Origin of the sequence: Pedococcus sp. KACC 23699 (assembly GCF_045348425.1) — a bacterium.
Classification (GTDB): Bacteria; Actinomycetota; Actinomycetes; order Actinomycetales; family Dermatophilaceae; genus Pedococcus.
In genome coordinates this window covers 710,323-728,105 of sequence record NZ_CP157483.1, presented here as the reverse complement: position 1 = coordinate 728,105, position 17,783 = coordinate 710,323, and the positions used below count along the sequence as shown (strand labels likewise).

The window sequence follows — 17,783 nt, the reverse complement described above, 5'->3', positions numbered from 1 at the left end:
CCACGACATGTCGCGGCCGGGAGCTCTGTCGGCATCCTGCCGCGGGGCCAGGTCCCGTGCGCCGGCCCCATAGCATCGGCAGGACGCACACGGCGCCTTCCACACCTGACGAACGGGAGTTCCGCACGCGATGGCCACCACTGCAAAGCTGCGTCGTATCGCCAAGCGTGGCACAGATCGCAAACGCTGGCGGCGGATGGCTCGCAAGGTCGTCAAGACGCTTCCCGTCGAGTGGCGGGCGCAGGTGCGGCGCATGCCCATCCAGCCCGAGCTCGTCGTGTACGAGTCATTTGCGGGCAACGGGATGTTGTGCAACCCAGAGGCGATCTTTCGGACGCTGCTGGCCGATCCTGCGAGGCAGCACCTTCGCCACGTGTGGGTGCTGACTGACCCGAAGCGATTCCCCGAGACGGTGGCCGAGTTTGCCGGCGACGACCGCGTCCGTTTCGTCAAACACCGTTCCTTGGCGTACTGGAAGGTCCTGTCGACGGCGCGTCTGCTGGTCAACAACGCGACCTTTCCCCCCCAGTTCGGGAAGCGAGAGGGACAGGTCTACGTCAACACCTGGCACGGCACGCCGCTCAAGGCCATGGGCTACGACGAGCCCGGGGGCGCCGTCGGCGCCCGCAACGTGATCCGCAACTTCATGATGGCGGACTTCCTCCTGTCGACGAGCCCGTTCATGTCGGAGCGGATGTACGAGCAGGCGTACCGCCTGACCAACGTCGCGCCCGGCAGGATCGTCGAGGCGGGCTACCCCCGGACCGACCTGCAGCTACTCACCGAAGAGGCGCGGTCGGCGCTGCTCCAGCGCCTCCGCGCCGCGGGCGTCGTGGTTGGGGAACACGAGACCGTCGTGCTCTACGCACCGACGTGGAAAGGAGAGTCGTTCCACGACCCCCTGGACGAGTCGGTGGAGCTGGGGAAGCGGGTCCGCGATCTCGCTTCACGGCTGCCCGCCGGCCACCGCGTGCTGCTCAAGGTGCACCAGCAGGTCTACGACCAGGCTCGTCACCAACCCGACCTTGCCCCGTTGCTCGTCCCGAACTACCTGCCGGCCAACGCCGTGCTCGGCCTGACGCATGTCCTGGTGACCGACTACTCGAGCATCTTCTTCGACTTCCTCTCCACCGGCAGACCGGTCGTCTTCTTCGCACCCGACCTCGAGGAGTACGACGGGGACCGAGGGCTCTACCTCACACCCGAGGAGCTGCCCGGACCGCGCGTGGGCAGCGTCGGCGAGCTCGCCGAGATCGTGTCGGCCGTCGGCAGCGGCTCCGTGCCGGATCCCGGCGTCTCCCACGCAGAACCGTATGCTGCGGCACGGGCCCGTTTCGCCCCGCGCGACGACGGCGTCGCGTCGCGTCGCGTCGTGGAGCTGGTCCTGGACAACCGTGCCGATGGAGTCGTGGTGCGGCAGCCTGTCCGTGACGGGCGGAAGACGATGTTGATCTACCTCGGCGGCATGCGAGCCAACGGCATCACCGCCTCGGGCCTGAACCTCCTGCACCACGTCGACCACGAACGTTTCGATGTCTCCGTGCTCTATGGCCACGCGACCAGCCGGGATCGAGCGGCGTCGGTGCGGGCCATCGACCCGCGTGTGCGGCACTTCCCCCGTGTCGGGGGTTTCGCGCCGAGCAAGAGGCAGCGTCGCCGGCGACGGGCCCTCCAGACGCGCGGAACGGCGATCGCTGCCACCGACCTGGCGATCATGGACGGCTTGCTCCGGGACGAGTGGCGGCGGTGTGTCGGCGACGCCTACTTCGACCACGTCATCGACTGGAGCGGGTACTCATCGTTCTGGGCGTTCCTGCTCTCGGGGGCACCCGCCGGGGCGCACTCGATCTGGCTCCACAACGATCTGCGTGCCGACCAGCTCCGCGAGGTCGACGGGCGGCGTCCGCACTTCCACAATCTCGGTGCCACCTTCTCCGCCTACTCGCGGTTCCAACATCTGGTCTCGGTCTCTCGGGCGCTGCGCGACGTCAATGCCGAGCGCCTCCGTGAGTTCGCGCCCGCAGAGAAGTTCGGGGCTGCCCGAAACACCATCAACCACGAGCGCGTCCTGGCCAAGGCCTACGGCATGCCGGGCGAGGCGGAGGCGCTGGACGCCGCGTGGCCGGGTGAGCACGTGCTCACGGTGGACGCACAAGACGTCCTGCACGCGGTCGAGACCATCGTCGCCGAGCACGGCTTGCAGGAGCACCGCGACGAGGTCGAGCGCCGGGTGGCGGTGCTGTCGGTGGCCCCTCCGGACCAGGGCGTCCGCACGTTCGTCACCGTGGGGCGGCTGTCCCCTGAGAAGAACCAGGAGCGCCTGCTCGAAGCCTTCGCCGAGGTTCACCGTACCGACCCCCGGACCCGGCTGGTGGTGATCGGGGGAGGTCCACTGCGCTCCGCGCTGGATGCCAAGGTGGCCGGGCTCGGCCTTGGCGACTGCGTGGTGCTGGCCGGCCCACAGCCGAACCCGTGGGTCATCATGCGCGCCTGCGACGTGTTCGTCCTGTCCAGCGACTACGAGGGCCAGCCGATGGTCATCCTCGAGGCGCGCACCCTCGGACTGCCTGTGGTGTCGACCGCCTTCTCGTCGGTCGCTTCCGCACTGGGACCCGGCGACGGACTCGTCGTCGACAGGAGCGTGGAAGCCCTGGTCGAGGGCATGCGTGCCGCACTCGCGGGGGACGTGCCCAACGTGCCATTCGACCCCGTGTCGTACAACGACGAGGTGCTTCGCGAGTTCTACAGTGCCATCGGTGCCGAGAGCTGACCGCGGTGCGTGCGACCGGCTCGATCCAGCCGATGATCGAGAGGGTGAACCGGGGGTGATCCAGCCGCACTTCAGGGGCCTACGAGTTCCCGACCGTATGGGGTGGACGGCCGTGCTCGTCGTGGCTGCGGCCTTGGCCGCAGCCACCGGCATCGCCACCTTCGCGCCGGGCTTCATGAGCAACGACACCCTCTACCAGCTGCGTCAGGCGCAGGGGGTGGACCCCCTGACCGACTGGCACCCGCCCGTGATGAGCCTTGCCTGGCGGCTGCTGATCGCGGTGACCGGCACCTATGCGGCGATGGCGGTGGTGCAGCAGGTCGTGCTGTGGACGTCGTTGTGCGTGGTGGCCGCGGTGGTCCACCGGATGACCGGGTCCCGGTGGTGGTCGATGGCCTTCCTGGCCCTCGGGCTCGTGCCACCAGTGGTCAGCTTCTCGGGCGTGGTCTGGAAGGACGTACAGATGGCTCAGGCCATGCTGGCCGCCACCGCAATCGTCTTCCTCGGGCTGGTGTGGCGCCGGCGACCGGCTTGGGTGCGGTGGGTGCTGGTTCCGCTGGCGGTGCTCCTGCTCGTCTACGCGTTGCTGGTCCGGAAGAACGCCGCGGTGGCGATGCTGCCCATGGTCTACCTGGTGTACCGCGCGTGGTTCCCCGTCCGATCGCGGCGCGCCCTCGCAGCCGTCGGCGTCGGCTTCGTGGTCACCGCGGTCGTGGCCTCAGCCCTCATCGGCGTCCTGGCCCGGCCGCAGGCGACCGACCAGCTGTCGGCGCTGGCGATCGACGACGTGATCCACGTCCTGCCACCAGATGCGATCGAGCACTCTCACCTCTCGCCACGGCTGCGTGACAAGCTGCTGTCGGCCCAGGCCACGTGCCTTGCCAAGAAGTCCCTGACGAACAACTACTGGACCTGCTACGGCCGGGGCGAGCACGGTGCCTTCTCACCGATCGCCGACCACGCGGAGCTCAGCGCGGCCTGGCCCGGGATGATGGCGCAGCACCCGGTGGGCTACGTGCAGTACCGCATCGAGGTGTACACGCAGTTCCTGTTCAACAACCGAGATCTGTGGCAGGACGGGGTCCTCTCCAACTCCATGGGCATCACGGTCGACCACCCGAGGCTCGTGGCTTCACTGCGCAGCTACGTCCTCGACTTCGGCGTGCGCAACCTGCCATGGCTGTTCGGTGCCTGGTTCTGGCTCGGCGTCTCGGTGCTCCAGTCGCTGCGTTGGCGGCCCTCCCGCACATCGCCCTTCGGGGTCCTGGTGCCGTGCCTGGGCCTCTCGTCGTTCCTCTACATCGCTGCATACTTTCCCACCGCCCCTGCCACCGACTTCCGGTACGTGTACTGGCCGGTGGTGGCGGGTTCGCTGGGTCTCCTCGTGATGGCCCTCGAGCGGTGGGGCCCGGCCTCAACGCATGGTGCGCGCGATGAGGTCCTCCCACCGGTCCATGACGCGGTCCGGGGAGAAGCGCACAGCTGACTCCGCTGCGGCCCGGGACATCCGTCCCCACTGCTCGTCGTCGGCCATGAGGCCGGACAGCGCCTGGGCCAGGCCCGACACGTGGTTCTGCGGCACGACCACACCGGTCTCGCCGTCCGTGACTATGGCCCGCACGCCGGGTGAGCAGTCGTACGTCACCGCGGGGACGCCGCACGCCATCGACTCCGCCAGCGTCATGGGCAGGCCCTCGTAGCGCGAGCACAGGACCGACAACTTCGAACGCAGGAGCACGCCCTCGACGTCATCGGTCACCCCCATCAGCCGAGCGGTCCCCTGGATGCCGAGGTCGTCGATCACGCGTTGAAGGCGCTCGCGGTCGGGACCCTCGCCGTACAGCTCGAAGCGCCAGTCGGGGAAGTCCGGGCTGACGCTGGCCCATGCCGTGAGGGCATGGTCCAGCTGCTTGAGCTCGTCGTAGCGCGCGATGCCGACCACGCGCTTGTCACGGGACCCCGAGACGCTGGCCGGGACGAGCGACAACGGGTTCGGCATCCACCCAGTGTTGTTGAAGTTGTGGCGGCGGAACGCCTCCGCGTCCTGCGGGGTCAACAGGAGGAACTTGTCGATCCGACGGTAGACATTGCCGATCCGGTCGAAGTCCTTGGTGGTGTGCGCCGCCTCGTAGGACGAGTGGTACATGCCTATCATCCGGGGACCTGAGCGGATGAGGTCGTTGAAGCCGACGTCGGCCACGTGCTCGGCCACGAACACCTGCATGCAGATCAGCAGGTCCTCGCGGTAGTCCTCAAGTGTCGCCCGCAGGGCGTCGAGCGCCTCGGCCCGCATGGCGGTGCGCCGGGCGGCGGGCCACGGCTTCTCGCCCGGTGGCTTCTCCGCGACCGGGGACATGAACCCGGTGCTGTATGTCGTGTCGGTCATTGGCATGCGGTACTCAGCCGTGGGGCGGATGCCGCGCAGGGCCACGTCGTAGCCACGTGCAGCGAGCCCGGCGGCGACCCCGTGCGAGACGCGCTCGGCCCCACCCAGGCCGTCGATGTGGTTGGCCATGACAAGGATGCGGGGGGTGGTCACGGGATGTGCCTCATTCCGGTGATAAGGGCCTCGACGGCACGCTCCGAGGCGTGGCCGTCCTCCTGTCCGCAGTAGTCGGCGAGGAACCTTTCGTAGCGCTCGGCCCACGGGCTCGGGTCGTCCAGGACGCCGATGACCGCACGGACCAGATCCTCGGTGGAGCTCACCATGGGGCCCGGAGCTGCGTCGACGAGGTCCAGGTAGGCACCACGTCCGGCGAGGTACTCGGTGTAGTCGTAGGTGTAGAGCACGATCGGTCGTCCCAGGAGGGCGTAGTCGAACATCACCGAGGAGTAGTCCGTGATCAGCACGTCCGCAGCGAGGTAGAGCACGTTGACGTCCTCGATCTTGGACACGTCGAGCGTGTTGTACCGCCGGGACACCGGCACGCTGATGCGGTTGAGGTAGTGCGGTCGCAACAGGACGTAGGCGTCGTCGCCCAGACCGTCCAGCAGCGCCTCGACGTCGAAGGGGACAGTGACCGCCACCTCCTTGTCGGCGTTGTCCTCGCGAAATGTCGGCGCGTACAGGACCACCGTCGCATCCTGCGGTAGGTCGAGAGCGCGTCGGGCGTCGGCGCGGGTGACGCTGCCGTCGACGAGGGCATCGTTGCGGGGCGTGCCGAACTTCACGAGCCCTCCCCGGTAGTCGAAGGCAGGAAGGAAGGTCCTCTCGAAGTAGGGGCCGGGCACGACGAGCTCGTCCCAGGCGCCGGTGCCTCGGTCGGGCCGTTGCGGAGGTAGGCGCACCCCCAGCTTGTCCTTCCCCATCTTCTTGAGGGGAATGCCGTGCCAAGTCTGCAGGTAGCGCTGACCGGGGCGCTTGCGCACGTACCGCGGGAAGGTCTGGTTGTCGACCCAGTAGGTGGCGCGGGCCAAGGCGCGCAGGTAGGCCAAGGTGCCCCTGCGCACGACGGTGACGTCAGAGTGGGGCGGCACATGACCTCGCGGGAGCACCCACACCGCCTTCTTCTCCGGGTGCATCCGGCGCATCGCCTCATAGACGTACTTGGGGCTGTCGCCGTAGATGGTCCCGAGGTTGGCCTCGTAGACCACGAGGTCTCGATCGAGCGGGAGGCGGCGCAATGCCGCGTAGGCCTTGCGCAGGACCCGTGCTCGGTGCACCTCGTCCCAGGGTGTGCGCAGCCGCTCCTCGTACGTCGGCAGGTACCGCTTGGCGATCCGGTTGGTCACCTTGCGGCGCAGCCCCGGCGCTGAGGACAGCACGATCTCGGCGGTCCCGGTCGCGCTGGGCCCAATGGTGCCATGGGTTGCCTGGCCCAGACGGGCGGTGAGGTGGATCGGTGCCGACGGGACCGATGGCCCCGCGTCCCATCGCAGCGGAGTGCGCGACGCGTGCTGCCCCACCCGGGTCCGCACCCACAGCTCCCACGTCAGCTCGGATCGGACCGGTGTCAGGGCTCGCGAGGGAAGCAGGATGGCGCGCCAGTGTGCCTCTTCCGGACCCCGGGAAGTGACCGTCACGTCGAACGGGACGCGATCCTTGGTGTCGGGGATCTGGGCCACGACCGACAACGACCAGTCGCCTGAGTGGGCCAGCTTGCCGAGAGTGTCGTGGGTGCGGCCGGTGACCTCGATGCGTTGGCCCGGCAGTGCGCGGACCCCGGTGAGCTCGTGCAGGAGGTGGAACGTCCCCACGGGCGCCCGGAGAATCGGCTCGCCGGTGACCTGGAGGAAGGTGTTCTCGGGGGCGTCGAGAGGGTGGTGGAGGTCCGGTCCGGGCCTGCGGTGCGTGTTGGACAGGTAGGCGATGCCGTCATGGGTGCTGATGCGCGCGGCGAGAATGTTGCGCCGGTCCAGGAGCATCACCTGCCGTAGGCCGTCGAGGTCGTGTCGCAAGGCCATGCCATAGGCGGCCCGCAGGGCGGGCGGCAGAGCCTCGTAGCGGTCAAGCGGGATGGCGCGCAGGTAGGGCTCGGCCTCGCGCAGCACCTCGGCCGTGACCGTCCCGTCACCCTCGATGATGTCGCCGAGGTAGAGACGCATGTCGTTCTGGAGGAACTTCAGGTCCTTGGCTCGCTGCAGTGCCGGGGTTCCGTGCTCATCGAGGTACGTGTCGATCCGACGGTGCACCTCCAGCCGGTGGTGAAAGTTGGTGATGTCATGCCGTTGCTGGGTGATGGAGGCACTGGCGCGCACCGGGAAGACCCGCCAGAGGTACACGTTCTCCGGGATGACCGAGATGCGGCGGGCCGCGTTGTAGGCCATCAGGCTGAACAGCTGGTCCTCATAATGGACGTCCTCGGGGAACGCCAGCCCATTCTTGGAGAGGAACGACCGCCGGTAGAGCTTGTTGACTGACAGAACGTCCTGGAGAAGGTCAGGCTCCTCGGCGAGGCCGGCGACCACGCGCCGGGTGTCAAAGAGGGACGGGTACCACTTGGTCTGCCGCCCTGTGTCCGTGTACTGGCGGCGCACGAGGCCCATCGCGAAGTCGGAGTCGTCGTCCTCAAGCGCCTCGAGCAGGTTCTTGCACGCGTGGCGCTCGAGCCGGTCGTCGCTGTCAAGGAACATGACCGTGGACGCGGTCGCGTGCTCGAGCCCGACGTTCCTGGGGCGTCCGCACCCTCCAGAGTTCTGCGGCAGCCGCACGTAGCGCACGCGATCGTCCTCGGCCTGCAACCCGGCAGCCACCTGCTCGGTGTCGTCGGTCGAGGCGTCGTCGGCGATGAGCACCTCAACGTTGCGCAAGGTCTGACGCAGGACTGAGCGGACCGCGGTCGGTAGGCGGCGGGCATCGTTGTAGACGATGACGACCACGCTCACGTCCGGGACCAATGCCGAGGTGGGGAGGCGCGTCACCAGTCACTCCTTCGGGCCTGCGGATGGTCGGTCAGGATAGCGTGACGCCGCCGCCACTCCGGGGATGGGCGACCCCGGTGAAGGCAATACACTTCCCCAACGCGTGAACACCCACTCGGCAGACAGGTAGGACGCCCGAATCATGATCCTGGCCCCCCAAGCCCGGGGGATCGTGGCAAAACGCCGCATCCTTCGCACCCTCGTGGTCCGCGACCTGAGGGTCCGGTACGCAGGATCCGCCCTTGGCTACCTCTGGACGATCATCGACCCCCTGGCCATGGCAGCGATCTACTTCGTCGTCTTCACCCTGATCTTCAAGTCTCGGCACATCGGCTACCAGCCCTACGTCCTGTTCCTGTTGATCGGTCTGCTGGCCTGGCAGTGGTTCTCCGCGTCCGTGACCGACACGTCGCGCGCCCTCCTCGCGGAGTCCAGGCTGGTCCGTTCGACGAACCTTCCCCGTGAGCTGTGGGTGGTTCGCGTCGTCCTCGCCAAGATGATCGAGTTCATGCTCTCGATGCCCGTGCTGATCGGGTTCCTCATCTACTACGCGTTCAAGGGACAGGCCCACCTCAACTTCAGGATCGTCTACTTCCCTCTCGGGTTGCTGCTCCAGTTCATCCTGCTCGTCGGGCTGGGACTGCTTCTCGCGCCCATCACGACGCTCGTGACGGACACCGCCAGGGTCGTGAGGATCCTTCTGCGCATGGGCTTCTACGCGACCCCGGTGATCTACGGGGTGCATGCCGCGCCGAAGGCGATCCGCGAGGTGCTCCTGTTCAATCCCATGACCGGGATCCTCGAGTGCTACCGAGCTGGGTTCTTCCGGGCCGACCTCAACCACCAGTCGGTGGTGTTCTCGGCCGTCATCTCCGTCCTGGTGCTCATCGCCGGCACGATCGTCTTCGAGCGGCTCGAGGCCAACGTGCTCAAGGAGATCTGATGCCGAAGCCCGTCATCGAGACCGAGAACCTCGGGATCGAGTTCTACCGCAACCGCCGCCGCAAGCTGTCCCTTCGGGAGATGCTCTTCCGAGGGGGCAGCTCACACGACAAGGAGAAGTTCGCGGCCCTGCGCGAAGTGAGTTTCAAGGTCATGCCCGGTGAGGCCGTGGGCCTCATCGGCGGCAATGGCAGCGGCAAGTCCACCCTGCTCCGGATGATCGCGGGTGTCCTGCTGCCGGACCAGGGCAAGGTGCGGGTGCGCGGCGGTGTGGCGCCGCTCATCGAGCTGACCGGTGGCTTCGTCGGCGAGCTGTCCGCCCGCGAGAACGTCTACCTCGCAGGGGAGCTGCACGGCCTGACCAAGCGTCAGATCGACGAGCGCTTCGACGAGGTGGTCGACTTCGCGGGCCAGCAGGTCAAGGACGCCCTCGACACCCCCTTCAGGCACTTCTCGTCCGGGATGCAGGTGCGGCTGGGGTTCTCCGTCATCACCACCCTCGACGAGCCGATCGTGCTGGTTGACGAGGTCCTGGCCGTCGGAGACCGCGCCTTTCGGGAGCAGTGCTACGTCCGCATGGAGCAGATGCTCAGCGGTGGCAAGACCCTGTTCCTCGTGTCCCACAGCGAGTCCGACCTGCAGCGGTTCGCCGATCGCGGTCTCTATCTTCAGCGTGGGCGCCTCGTCGGTGACGGGCCGGTGCAGGACGTGATCGACCAGTACAACGCCGACGTGGACGCAGGGACGTGAGTCTGGCCGAGGCGCCCTTCGTAGGGAACGCGTCCGCCCGCAGGGTGCACGGCTTCGCTGCCGGGTCCACGGCCTTGCTCGTCGGTGATCCCGCTGATGGCTCGCACCTCGCAGAAGCGGTAGCCGAGCTCGGTCTCGTGCCGCAGTCGGTGTCGGGCGGCTCCGCAGGCGACGTCCTTGCGCGGTTGGCGCGGGAGGCCGCCGCACTCGCGACCTCGGGGGCCGCGGTCCCGCTCACGGTGTTCGCCGCGGATCTGCGCGTCTCGGCCGTGGCGCTGCTCGACCTGGTCGACCGCCCCTCGGCGCGGACGTCTGTGGCCATTGCTGGACCGCATGAGATCGCCAAGGATCCGTCGGCCTTCACACTGATCCGCGTCGAGCGCACCCAGCGGCTCGTCCATTCGGTCGGCTCGGCCCGTCACGTTGTGAGCGCCCCGAACGCGCTGGCCGTGGGGGCCTTGCTCGTGGCGCCCGAAGACGTGCCAGCGGCGGCGCAGCTGTGGGCCGCCGCTGCAGACGACCCTTGGGTCGACCCAGCCCTGGACCCCTTCGACCTGGCCCTGGTCGCCCTGGTGCGTGGTGGGGTGTCCGTGTCCTCCGTGCCGCTGGGGCCCTACGACGTGCGCCGTGGGGCAGGCGTGACGGTCGGGGCGGCGGGGTCGCCTTGGCAGCAGCGGTTGTACGGCGCCTCGAGGGGCGACGACGGATTCTTCTCGACCTTTGCGGTGCGTCCACTGTCGCGGCGGCTGACCGCTTTCGGGCTCGCCCACGGTTGGAGCCCCAACGTCGTCACGGTGACGAGCCTGGGGTTGGGGGTGCTGGCGGCGCTGCTCACCGCGACGGAATCGCGTGCGGCGTGGGTTGCTGCGGCCGTGCTCCTCCTGTCGGCCCTCGTCGTCGACTGCGTCGACGGGGAGATCGCCCGGTTCTCCCGCCGCTTCAGCGCCCTCGGCGCATGGCTCGACGCGGTCGGTGACAGGGTCAAGGAGTACGCCCTGCTGGCGGCGGTAGCGTGGGTTTCCGTGCGGCGTGGGGAACCCGCTTGGCTGCTCGCGACCACGGCGATGGCGTTGACCACCATGCGGCATCTGGAGGACGGTGCCTACATGGACCGGACCGCGACCTCTCGGTCCCACCTGGTCCCGGACCGGCTCGACCTCGGCCCCGCACGCGACCTCGGCCCCGCCGACGCGCCTACCAGCCTGCCGGGCGCGGTGTCGCGCCGCGCCAGTGCGGTCTCCTGGGCCAAGAGGGTCGCCCACATGCCCATCGCCGAGCGGTACCTGGTCCTGGCCCTGGGGCTCCTGACGGGGAGCACGCAGGTGGTGCTGTGGGCAATCACGCTCACAGTGGCGGGTGCCTTAGTGTGGAGTCAGGGCGGCCGGACGGTCAAGGCTCTGCTCGGGTCGGATGGGTACGAACGCGATGCTCGGCGCGTCGACGGTCGTTGGAGTGACCTTGACCACGAGACCGATCTGGGACCACTGGCCCGTGGTGCTGGCCGGATCGCGCCGCTTCCCTTCACGGCGAGCGTGGTCGGCGTCGGCATGGTGGCCGTGTGCGCCTGGTTCATCGACACGGGCCGGTTGCCCCGGGTTGCCGTGGTGCTCGCAGTGCTCGCGGCCCTCGTGGTCGGCGCCGGCTGTCGGCCGTCGATCGAGCACCGGTTGGGGTGGCAGGTGCCTGCCGCACTGTGGGGGGCCGAGTCCCTCCTCGTGCTCGGCGTGGCGGCCACGCTGCCCGGTGGGGGGCAGTGGTGTGCGTACGCCTATCTCGCTGCGGTCGCGTGGCATCGCTACGACGTGCTCTACCGGCTGCGCGACACTGGCTCGCCCTCAGCGAGCTGGGTGACGGCGGTGACCCTGGGGGTCGACGGGCGCTGGGTCCTGCTTGCGTTCCTCGTGGCCACGGGAGCATCGATGCAGTCGGCCCTCGCCTGGGCGGCCGTGCTGCTGACTCTGGTGTATGGCGCGGAGTCAGCAGCCCACTGGCGCGCCTGGCTTGGTCGGGAGGGGGCGCTGCGCTCGGAGGTCGCGCGACGGGAGGCTGAGGTATGACGGGCGGCCTGCAAGGCGCGACGCACGACCCCACGAGCGACCGACCGACCCTCGCTGAGCTCAAGGCCGTCGCACAACCACCCGAGCACATCGCGCGCTACAACGCCGAGCACTGGTCGGGCGCCCTGTACATCCGACACCTGTCGATCTACGCCACGAAGGCGATGCTACCCACGCACATCACCCCCAACGGCGTCACCTGGCTGATGATCGCGGTCGGGGTACTGGGTGCGTTCGCGCTGCCCCTGCCCGGGGTCGTCGGACCGCTGCTCTGCGTCCTCGCGATGCAGCTGCAGATCCTGCTCGACTGCAGCGACGGCGAGGTCGCCCGCTGGCGCCAGCGGTTCTCCCCGGCCGGCATCTACCTCGACCGGATCGGGCACTACGCCACCGAGGCGGCCATCCCCGCCTTCCTGGGGCTGCGGGCCGACGGCTGGTCGGTGGCCGACCCGCTCGACGTCGGGGGCTGGACCGTCCTGGGCCTGCTGGTGTCGGTCGTGGTCCTGCTCAACAAGGCCTTCACCGACCTCGTCCACGTCGCGCGCACGAAGACCGGGCGCCCCATGCTCGAGGACGTCGCCGAGACGACGCGCTCCAAGGTGTCCGGCCTCGCCGCCCTCCGACGGGCGATGGGCTACCTGCCGATCTTCCGTGCGTTCGTGGCGGTCGAGGCCTCGCTGCTCGCCCTGGTCGCCGGCATCGTCGACGTCGTCCACGGTGACCTCCTGGGCACCCAGGTCCTCGTCGTCGTCATGGTCCCGCTGGCGGTCGTCACCGCCGGAGGACACCTCCTGGGCGTCCTCACCAGCTCGAGGCTGGACTGAAGGTGACGGCTGCAGGGCGGGTCCGGGTGCTGCAGTGGGCCCAGGAGCACGGCGAGGTGGGCGGCGTGCTCGCCAGCCACGGCCAGCTCACCACCAGCCTGCGCTCGGAGGGCCATGACGTCCGCTACGTCGACACCGGTTCGGCTGGCCGCGCGCTGCGCGCGCTGCCTTACCTGCGGTCCCGTCGGTCGCTGCACCTGTTCCACATCACCCGGCTGAGGCGCGCCATGGTCCTGGCCCCCGTCTTCGCCCTGCTGCCCGGGCGCACCGTCCTGGTGCTCCACTCGGGGTCGACCCTCGGTCAGGTCCGCGACCTTGGTCGAGGTGGCGCGGCGGTGCTCAGGGTGGCCCTGCGCGCCTACGACGAGATCTGGGCCGTCAACGACGAGATCGGCGAGGTGCTGCCCCCCGGCCTGCGGCGTCGAGTCCGGGTCGTCACGCCGCACGTACCGGCTCCGCACGACCCCGGCGCGCCCGTGGCGGACCGGGACGCGCACGCCGTGGTCGTGGCGACGAACGCCGGGCTCGAGCACTACCACGCCGACCTTGCCGTGGAAGCGGTCCGCCTGGTGCGATCCACCTGGCCCGACGCCACGCTGCGGATCCTCGCCTACGGCCACGACGGCGGTCGGCTCGAGGCGCTGCGCCGGCTGGTCGCGAGCGACCCCTGGGTGAGGCTCACGTTCGACTCGCCACCGCGGGAGGTCGCCCAGGTGCTGGCCTCGAGTGCGGTCTTCCTGCGGCCGACGGCCTGGGACGGCGACTCCGTCATCGTCCGCGAGGCGCTCGCCGCCGGGGCACGGGTTCTTGCCAGCGACACCTCTCCACGGCCGACCGGGGTCGAGCTCGCTGCGCTCGACGCCGCGGCGTTCGCCGAGGCGCTGGTCGCCGGGGGCCGCCCGAGCACGGGGGAGGGGCTCTCCGCGACCACCATGCTCGACGCCACCCACGATGCCATGGGCCCAGCAGCCGGACGGTAGCCTTCGCGGAACGCAGCACGACCACCGTGCGGCGTCCACCGCGCACGGCGGCCCGCGCCGGTCACCCGGCCGGACGGCATACGAGGAGTCCTTGTTGAGCAATCGCACCGTCATCACCTTTGGCACCTTCGACGTCCTGCACGTCGGCCACATCCGGGTGCTCAAGCGGGCGGCGGAGTTCGGTGACCGCCTGGTCGTCGGGGTCTCGGCGGACGCGCTCAACATGGCCAAGAAGGGTCGCAACCCGGTCTTCGACCAGGACGAGCGGGTCGAGATCATCAGCAGCCTCAAGGTCGTCGACGAGGTCTTCGTCGAGGAGTCGCTGGAGAAGAAGCGCGACTACATCGTCGAGCACGGCGCGTCCGTCCTTGTCATGGGCGACGACTGGGCCGGCAAGTTCGACTGGGTCAGCGACGTCTGCGAGGTCGTCTACCTGCCCCGTACACCGTCGGTGTCGACGACCGGGCTCATCGAGCACATCGCGAAGATCGCGCCCTGACCGGGCGTCAGGCGGTCGGCGTGCCGCTGGTGGGGGAGTCGGGAGCCTGGGTCGACCGGGTCTGCTCCTGCGGGAAGTCGCGCTCGGCCTCGTCGAGCGCGAGGCGGCGGGCCAGCCTGGTGTAGCGCGTCTCGAGGTCGCGGAACCGCAGGTAGGTCGTCACCGTGAAGCTGAGGAAGGCCACCACGAGGGCGTAGAGCACCATGTCGGTGCCTCGGCCGACCCCGACGAGGTGCGCGATGCGGTTCCACACCTTGGGCACGAGGATCGAGACCACCGCGAATGACGCGAAGAGCAGCAGCCCCAGCCGCCTGATCGCCTGCGCCCGGGCGCCGTTGGACCGGAACAACCGGGCGACGACCGCCACGACGACGACGATGAGCACGACCTGGATGAGCACGAGCTTGGTCATCGCAGGATCAGCTCCACGAGGATGTTGACGGCGTTCCAGATGGACTGGCCCTTGGCCTTGGAGTAGTCGGTGTAGAGGATGTGCACCGGGCTCTCGCCGTAGCGCACGTCCATCTCGCCGATCTGGGCGACGAGCTCGGAGGCGTGCGCCATGCGGTTCTGGGTGATGTCGAGGCGTTCCACCACGGAGCGGGACAGCAGCCGCAGGCCGTTGTGGGCGTCGGTGAGCCGCGTCTTCGTGGTGAGGTTGGTGTAGCCCACTGCCGCGCGCAGGATGAGCTTCTTGAGGAAGCCCGCCTGGGTCCGGTCGTCGAGGAAGCGCGACCCGAAGACCACGTCCAGCGACTCTGCCCTGGCCTTGTCCAGCATCGCGACGACATCCGCGACCTGGTGCTGGCCGTCGGCATCGAACGTGACGACCCACCGCATGCCGGGGTCGCCGAGGGCGTAGCTGAAGCCGGTCTGCAGGGCCGCGCCCTGACCGAGGTTGACGGGATGGCGCACCACCACGGCGCCCGCGGCCTCGGCCTCGGCGGCACTTGCGTCGGAGGAGCCGTCATCGACACAGACGACGCGCGGGAAGACCGCTCGCGCCGTGGCTACCACCTCGGCGATGACCCGGGCCTCGTTGTAGAGCGGGATGACCAGCCAGACGTCGTCGTTCATCGTCGGTCAGCCTAGTGGTCCGGGCAGACCCCGACGGCGCAACACGGATGGTGGCGCTCGGAAACCCTCCGTGGGAGCGCACGATAACGAAACGGCCACGGTGCATTCGCTACGCCGCTGACCCCTGGGGTGGATGTGTGACTCTGGGCCGTCTGTCCGGTTTGTGGTGCCCTGGCCCTGTCAGCTCATTGCAGGCCCACGACTACTCCTCCTCAGCCGTTCCGCCAGAAACACGAGCAAGACCCCGAAAAGGAGTGCCGGCTACGGCACCCTGACTCCGAGTCATGTCGGTAGACCGGGATGGTGACGAACATTGAACGAAGGCAGCAAAAGGATGACCGTGCGCGAACTTGGCTCGACTCCCGACACCGCAACAGCTTCGGCCGACTCCGGCGGCCGTCGGCGGGGACGCGGGACTCCGGATCGGGCCACGAGCCGGCACCTCAGGATGATCGTTGGCGTAGCCCTTGCGGCCTCGATGGTCGTGGTGACGTTCGCGACCAGTGCCGGGGCTGCCGAGACCTATCCGCGCCCGGCCGACGGGGTGCTCACCATCACCGGCCACGGCAACGGGCACGGACACGGCATGTCCCAGTACGGAGCCCTTGGCGCAGCCCGTGCCGGAAAGACCTGGCAGCAGATCGTGGGGTTCTACTACCCGGGGACGACCGTCGGGTCCATCGGCAACCCGACGATCCGGGTCGGCGTCGCCTCGCTCGGGTCCTCGGTCCAGGCGCTGCCGGCAAGCGGGCTGAGCATCACGTGGGACCTCAAGAACTCGGCCGCGCTGCCCGCGAAGGCGAGCAGCGGTGCGACCATCACGCGCTGGCGCCTCGTGCCGGACACCAGGAAGTCGGGCGTGAAGACTTCGTTCGTCCTGCAGTACCAAGCAGGTTCGACCACCTGGAACGTCTACGCGAAGGGGACCGTCCCGCTGACCGCGGCCTTCCTCAACACCACGTCCGGCATCGTCGACACGTTCCGGGGCGCCACGGCGGTGCAGTACCGCGGCCAGGTACGCGGAACGCTCATCGGCTCCCCGGGCGCAGAGGCCCTCGTACCCGTCGTGGCGCTGCCCATGGACAGCTACCTGCGGACCGTCGTGCCCAGCGAGGTCTTCGGGTCCTGGCCCGCGGAGACCCTCAAGGCGCAGGCCGCCGCGGCACGGTCGTTCGCCGAGTGGCACCGCACCAACGCACCCGCCTCCCCCTCCTTCTACGACGTCTACGACGACACGCGCAGCCAGGTCTTCAAGCCCACATCGCAGTCGGGGAGCTCCAACGAGCTCACCGCTACCAACTCGGCGGTGTCGGCAACGGCCGGCCAAGCGGTCCTCTACCAGGGCAAGGCGGCCTTCACCCAGTTCAGCTCCTCCGACGGAGGCTGGACCTCGGCCAGTGACAAGCCCTACCTCGTGGCGCAGCGCGACCCGTGGGACGCCGTCTGGGACAACCCCTACAACACGTGGACCGGCACGGTGACCACGTCCCAGATCGAGGCGTACTACCCGTCCATAGGCTCGTTCCGCTCGCTCACCATCGACCAGCGCAACGGCCTCGGCGCCGAGGGTGGCCGGGTCCTGTCGGCCACGATCACCGGCACCGGCGGGTCGGTCACGCGGTCGGGGGGCGAGTTGCGGGGCCTGTTCGGCCGTTGGATGACCGACTGGTTCACCCCGCGGCAGGAGTCCGCGTCCTCCTTCCCGCGTGACTTCACCCAGGACTCGCGGATGGATGTCCTGGCCGTCGTGGCAGGTACGGGAGCCCTGCGGACCTACACCGGCAACGGCGCCGGCGGGTGGGGGCCGACCACGATCGCCGACACCAGCGGCTGGAACTCGTACGCCAAGGTGCTCACCGCAGGGACGTGGGACGCCGACACGATCAGCGACGTGCTCGTGCAGGACCAGGCCGGGGGCCTGTTCTTGCGCCGAGGCCTCGGCAACGGCAAGTTCGCGGCCCCGAGCCGTATCGGTGGCGGCTGGACGAATCACAACCTCGTCGTCCCGGTGGGCGACTTCGACGGCGACGGCCTCACCGACCTCATCGCCCGCCAGGCTGGCAACGGTGCCCTGTGGTTGTACAGCGGCGACGGAAAGGGCGGGTTCAAGGGCCAGCGCGTGATCGGCAGTGGCTGGCAGATATTCTCGGCCATCGTCGGGTCCGGCGACTTCGACGGCGACGGCAACGTCGACGTCCTCGCACGGAAGGCGGACGGCACGTTGCTGCTGTACCCGGGCAACGGTTCAGGCGGATGGAAGCCGGCGCGCCAGGTGGGGTCCGGGTGGCAGATCTTCTCGTCCCTGACTGCCGGGGGTGACTTCAACGGAGACGGCAACGTCGACGTCCTGGCTCGAACCACCGACGGCAAGCTCTACCTGTACCCCGGTAACGGGGTAGGAGGGTGGCGTCCCCGCTCGCTCGTCGGCGCGGGGTGGCAGGCCTTCTCCACTGTCCTGCAGTGAGCTCTCACTCACCGCAGCTCGACAGGCCGAGAGGCCCGCACCATCGTGGTGCGGGCCTC

13 protein-coding genes are annotated in these 17,783 nt (G+C 69.0%); 9 read left to right on the top strand and 4 right to left on the bottom strand.

Going from position 1 to position 17,783, the window contains the following annotated elements; translation table 11 throughout:
* Positions 1-130: 130 nt before the first annotated feature.
* On the top strand, positions 131-2,770 hold the full coding sequence (locus tag ABEG17_RS03335) for a CDP-glycerol glycerophosphotransferase family protein (RefSeq protein ID WP_406831864.1): 2,640 nt from the start codon (positions 131-133) through the stop codon (positions 2,768-2,770).
* 55 nt (positions 2,771-2,825) lie between these two features.
* Complete coding sequence (locus ABEG17_RS03330; RefSeq protein ID WP_406831863.1) at positions 2,826-4,256, top strand: hypothetical protein; 1,431 nt, start codon at positions 2,826-2,828, stop codon at positions 4,254-4,256.
* Here ABEG17_RS03330 and ABEG17_RS03325 read toward each other — a convergent pair.
* Together ABEG17_RS03325 and ABEG17_RS03320 are read right to left on the bottom strand one after the other, a co-directional pair.
* Positions 4,185-5,309: a glycosyltransferase gene (locus ABEG17_RS03325; RefSeq protein WP_406831862.1), complete on the bottom strand. Its 1,125-nt coding sequence runs from the start codon at positions 5,307-5,309 to the stop codon at positions 4,185-4,187. The two genes, ABEG17_RS03330 and ABEG17_RS03325, sit on opposite strands and share 72 nt — an antisense overlap.
* Positions 5,306-8,131: a CDP-glycerol glycerophosphotransferase family protein gene (locus ABEG17_RS03320; RefSeq protein ID WP_406831861.1), complete on the bottom strand. Its 2,826-nt coding sequence runs from the start codon at positions 8,129-8,131 to the stop codon at positions 5,306-5,308. Before ABEG17_RS03320 ends, ABEG17_RS03325 begins: the two co-directional genes overlap by 4 nt.
* Positions 8,132-8,273: 142 nt before the next feature.
* Between ABEG17_RS03320 and ABEG17_RS03315 the strand changes: the two genes are divergently transcribed.
* The 6 genes from ABEG17_RS03315 (at position 8,274) to ABEG17_RS03290 (ending at position 14,183) form a co-directional block, all read left to right on the top strand.
* Positions 8,274-9,074, top strand: a complete 801-nt coding sequence (locus tag ABEG17_RS03315) for an ABC transporter permease (RefSeq protein WP_406831860.1) — start codon at positions 8,274-8,276, stop codon at positions 9,072-9,074.
* Positions 9,074-9,823, top strand: coding sequence for an ABC transporter ATP-binding protein (locus tag ABEG17_RS03310; RefSeq protein ID WP_406831859.1), 750 nt, complete (start codon positions 9,074-9,076; stop codon positions 9,821-9,823). Before ABEG17_RS03315 ends, ABEG17_RS03310 begins: the two co-directional genes overlap by 1 nt.
* Positions 9,820-11,880 (top strand): DUF5941 domain-containing protein, encoded by a 2,061-nt coding sequence (locus ABEG17_RS03305; RefSeq protein WP_406831858.1) that lies wholly within the window; start codon positions 9,820-9,822, stop codon positions 11,878-11,880. Before ABEG17_RS03310 ends, ABEG17_RS03305 begins: the two co-directional genes overlap by 4 nt.
* On the top strand, positions 11,877-12,704 hold the full coding sequence (locus ABEG17_RS03300; protein ID WP_406831857.1) for a CDP-alcohol phosphatidyltransferase family protein: 828 nt from the start codon (positions 11,877-11,879) through the stop codon (positions 12,702-12,704). The genes ABEG17_RS03305 and ABEG17_RS03300 overlap by 4 nt, the downstream gene beginning before the upstream one ends.
* Before the next feature lie 2 nt (positions 12,705-12,706).
* Positions 12,707-13,684 carry a glycosyltransferase gene (locus ABEG17_RS03295; RefSeq protein WP_406831856.1) on the top strand — a complete coding sequence of 326 codons (978 nt, stop codon included), beginning with the start codon at positions 12,707-12,709 and terminating at the stop codon, positions 13,682-13,684.
* 94 nt (positions 13,685-13,778) lie between these two features.
* The gene (locus tag ABEG17_RS03290) at positions 13,779-14,183 is read left to right on the top strand and encodes an adenylyltransferase/cytidyltransferase family protein (protein WP_406831855.1); all 405 of its coding nucleotides are present in this window, start codon (positions 13,779-13,781) and stop codon (positions 14,181-14,183) included.
* 7 nt (positions 14,184-14,190) lie between these two features.
* On the opposite strand, the gene ABEG17_RS03285 is transcribed toward ABEG17_RS03290, so the two are convergent.
* Positions 14,191-14,595: a DUF2304 domain-containing protein gene (locus ABEG17_RS03285; protein ID WP_406831854.1), complete on the bottom strand. Its 405-nt coding sequence runs from the start codon at positions 14,593-14,595 to the stop codon at positions 14,191-14,193.
* The gene (locus tag ABEG17_RS03280; RefSeq protein WP_406831853.1) at positions 14,592-15,260 is read right to left on the bottom strand and encodes a glycosyltransferase family 2 protein; all 669 of its coding nucleotides are present in this window, start codon (positions 15,258-15,260) and stop codon (positions 14,592-14,594) included. The genes ABEG17_RS03285 and ABEG17_RS03280 overlap by 4 nt, the downstream gene beginning before the upstream one ends.
* A gap of 448 nt (positions 15,261-15,708) precedes the next feature.
* On the opposite strand from ABEG17_RS03280, the gene ABEG17_RS03275 reads away from it, so the two are divergent.
* On the top strand, positions 15,709-17,724 hold the full coding sequence (locus tag ABEG17_RS03275; RefSeq protein ID WP_406831852.1) for a SpoIID/LytB domain-containing protein: 2,016 nt from the start codon (positions 15,709-15,711) through the stop codon (positions 17,722-17,724).
* Positions 17,725-17,783 lie beyond the last annotated feature (59 nt).

What these genes read in the sequence shown, in the direction of transcription:
- ABEG17_RS03335 (WP_406831864.1), top strand. Translation starts at nt 131, where the DNA reads ATGGCCACCACTGCAAAGCTGCGTCGTATCGCCAAGCGTGGCACAGAT.
- ABEG17_RS03315 (WP_406831860.1), top strand. Translation starts at nt 8,274, where the DNA reads ATGATCCTGGCCCCCCAAGCCCGGGGGATCGTGGCAAAACGCCGCATC.
- ABEG17_RS03310 (WP_406831859.1), top strand. Translation starts at nt 9,074, where the DNA reads ATGCCGAAGCCCGTCATCGAGACCGAGAACCTCGGGATCGAGTTCTAC.
- ABEG17_RS03300 (WP_406831857.1), top strand. Translation starts at nt 11,877, where the DNA reads ATGACGGGCGGCCTGCAAGGCGCGACGCACGACCCCACGAGCGACCGA.
- ABEG17_RS03285 (WP_406831854.1), bottom strand. Translation starts at nt 14,595, where the DNA reads ATGACCAAGCTCGTGCTCATCCAGGTCGTGCTCATCGTCGTCGTCGTG.
- ABEG17_RS03280 (WP_406831853.1), bottom strand. Translation starts at nt 15,260, where the DNA reads ATGAACGACGACGTCTGGCTGGTCATCCCGCTCTACAACGAGGCCCGG.
- ABEG17_RS03275 (WP_406831852.1), top strand. Translation starts at nt 15,709, where the DNA reads ATGATCGTTGGCGTAGCCCTTGCGGCCTCGATGGTCGTGGTGACGTTC.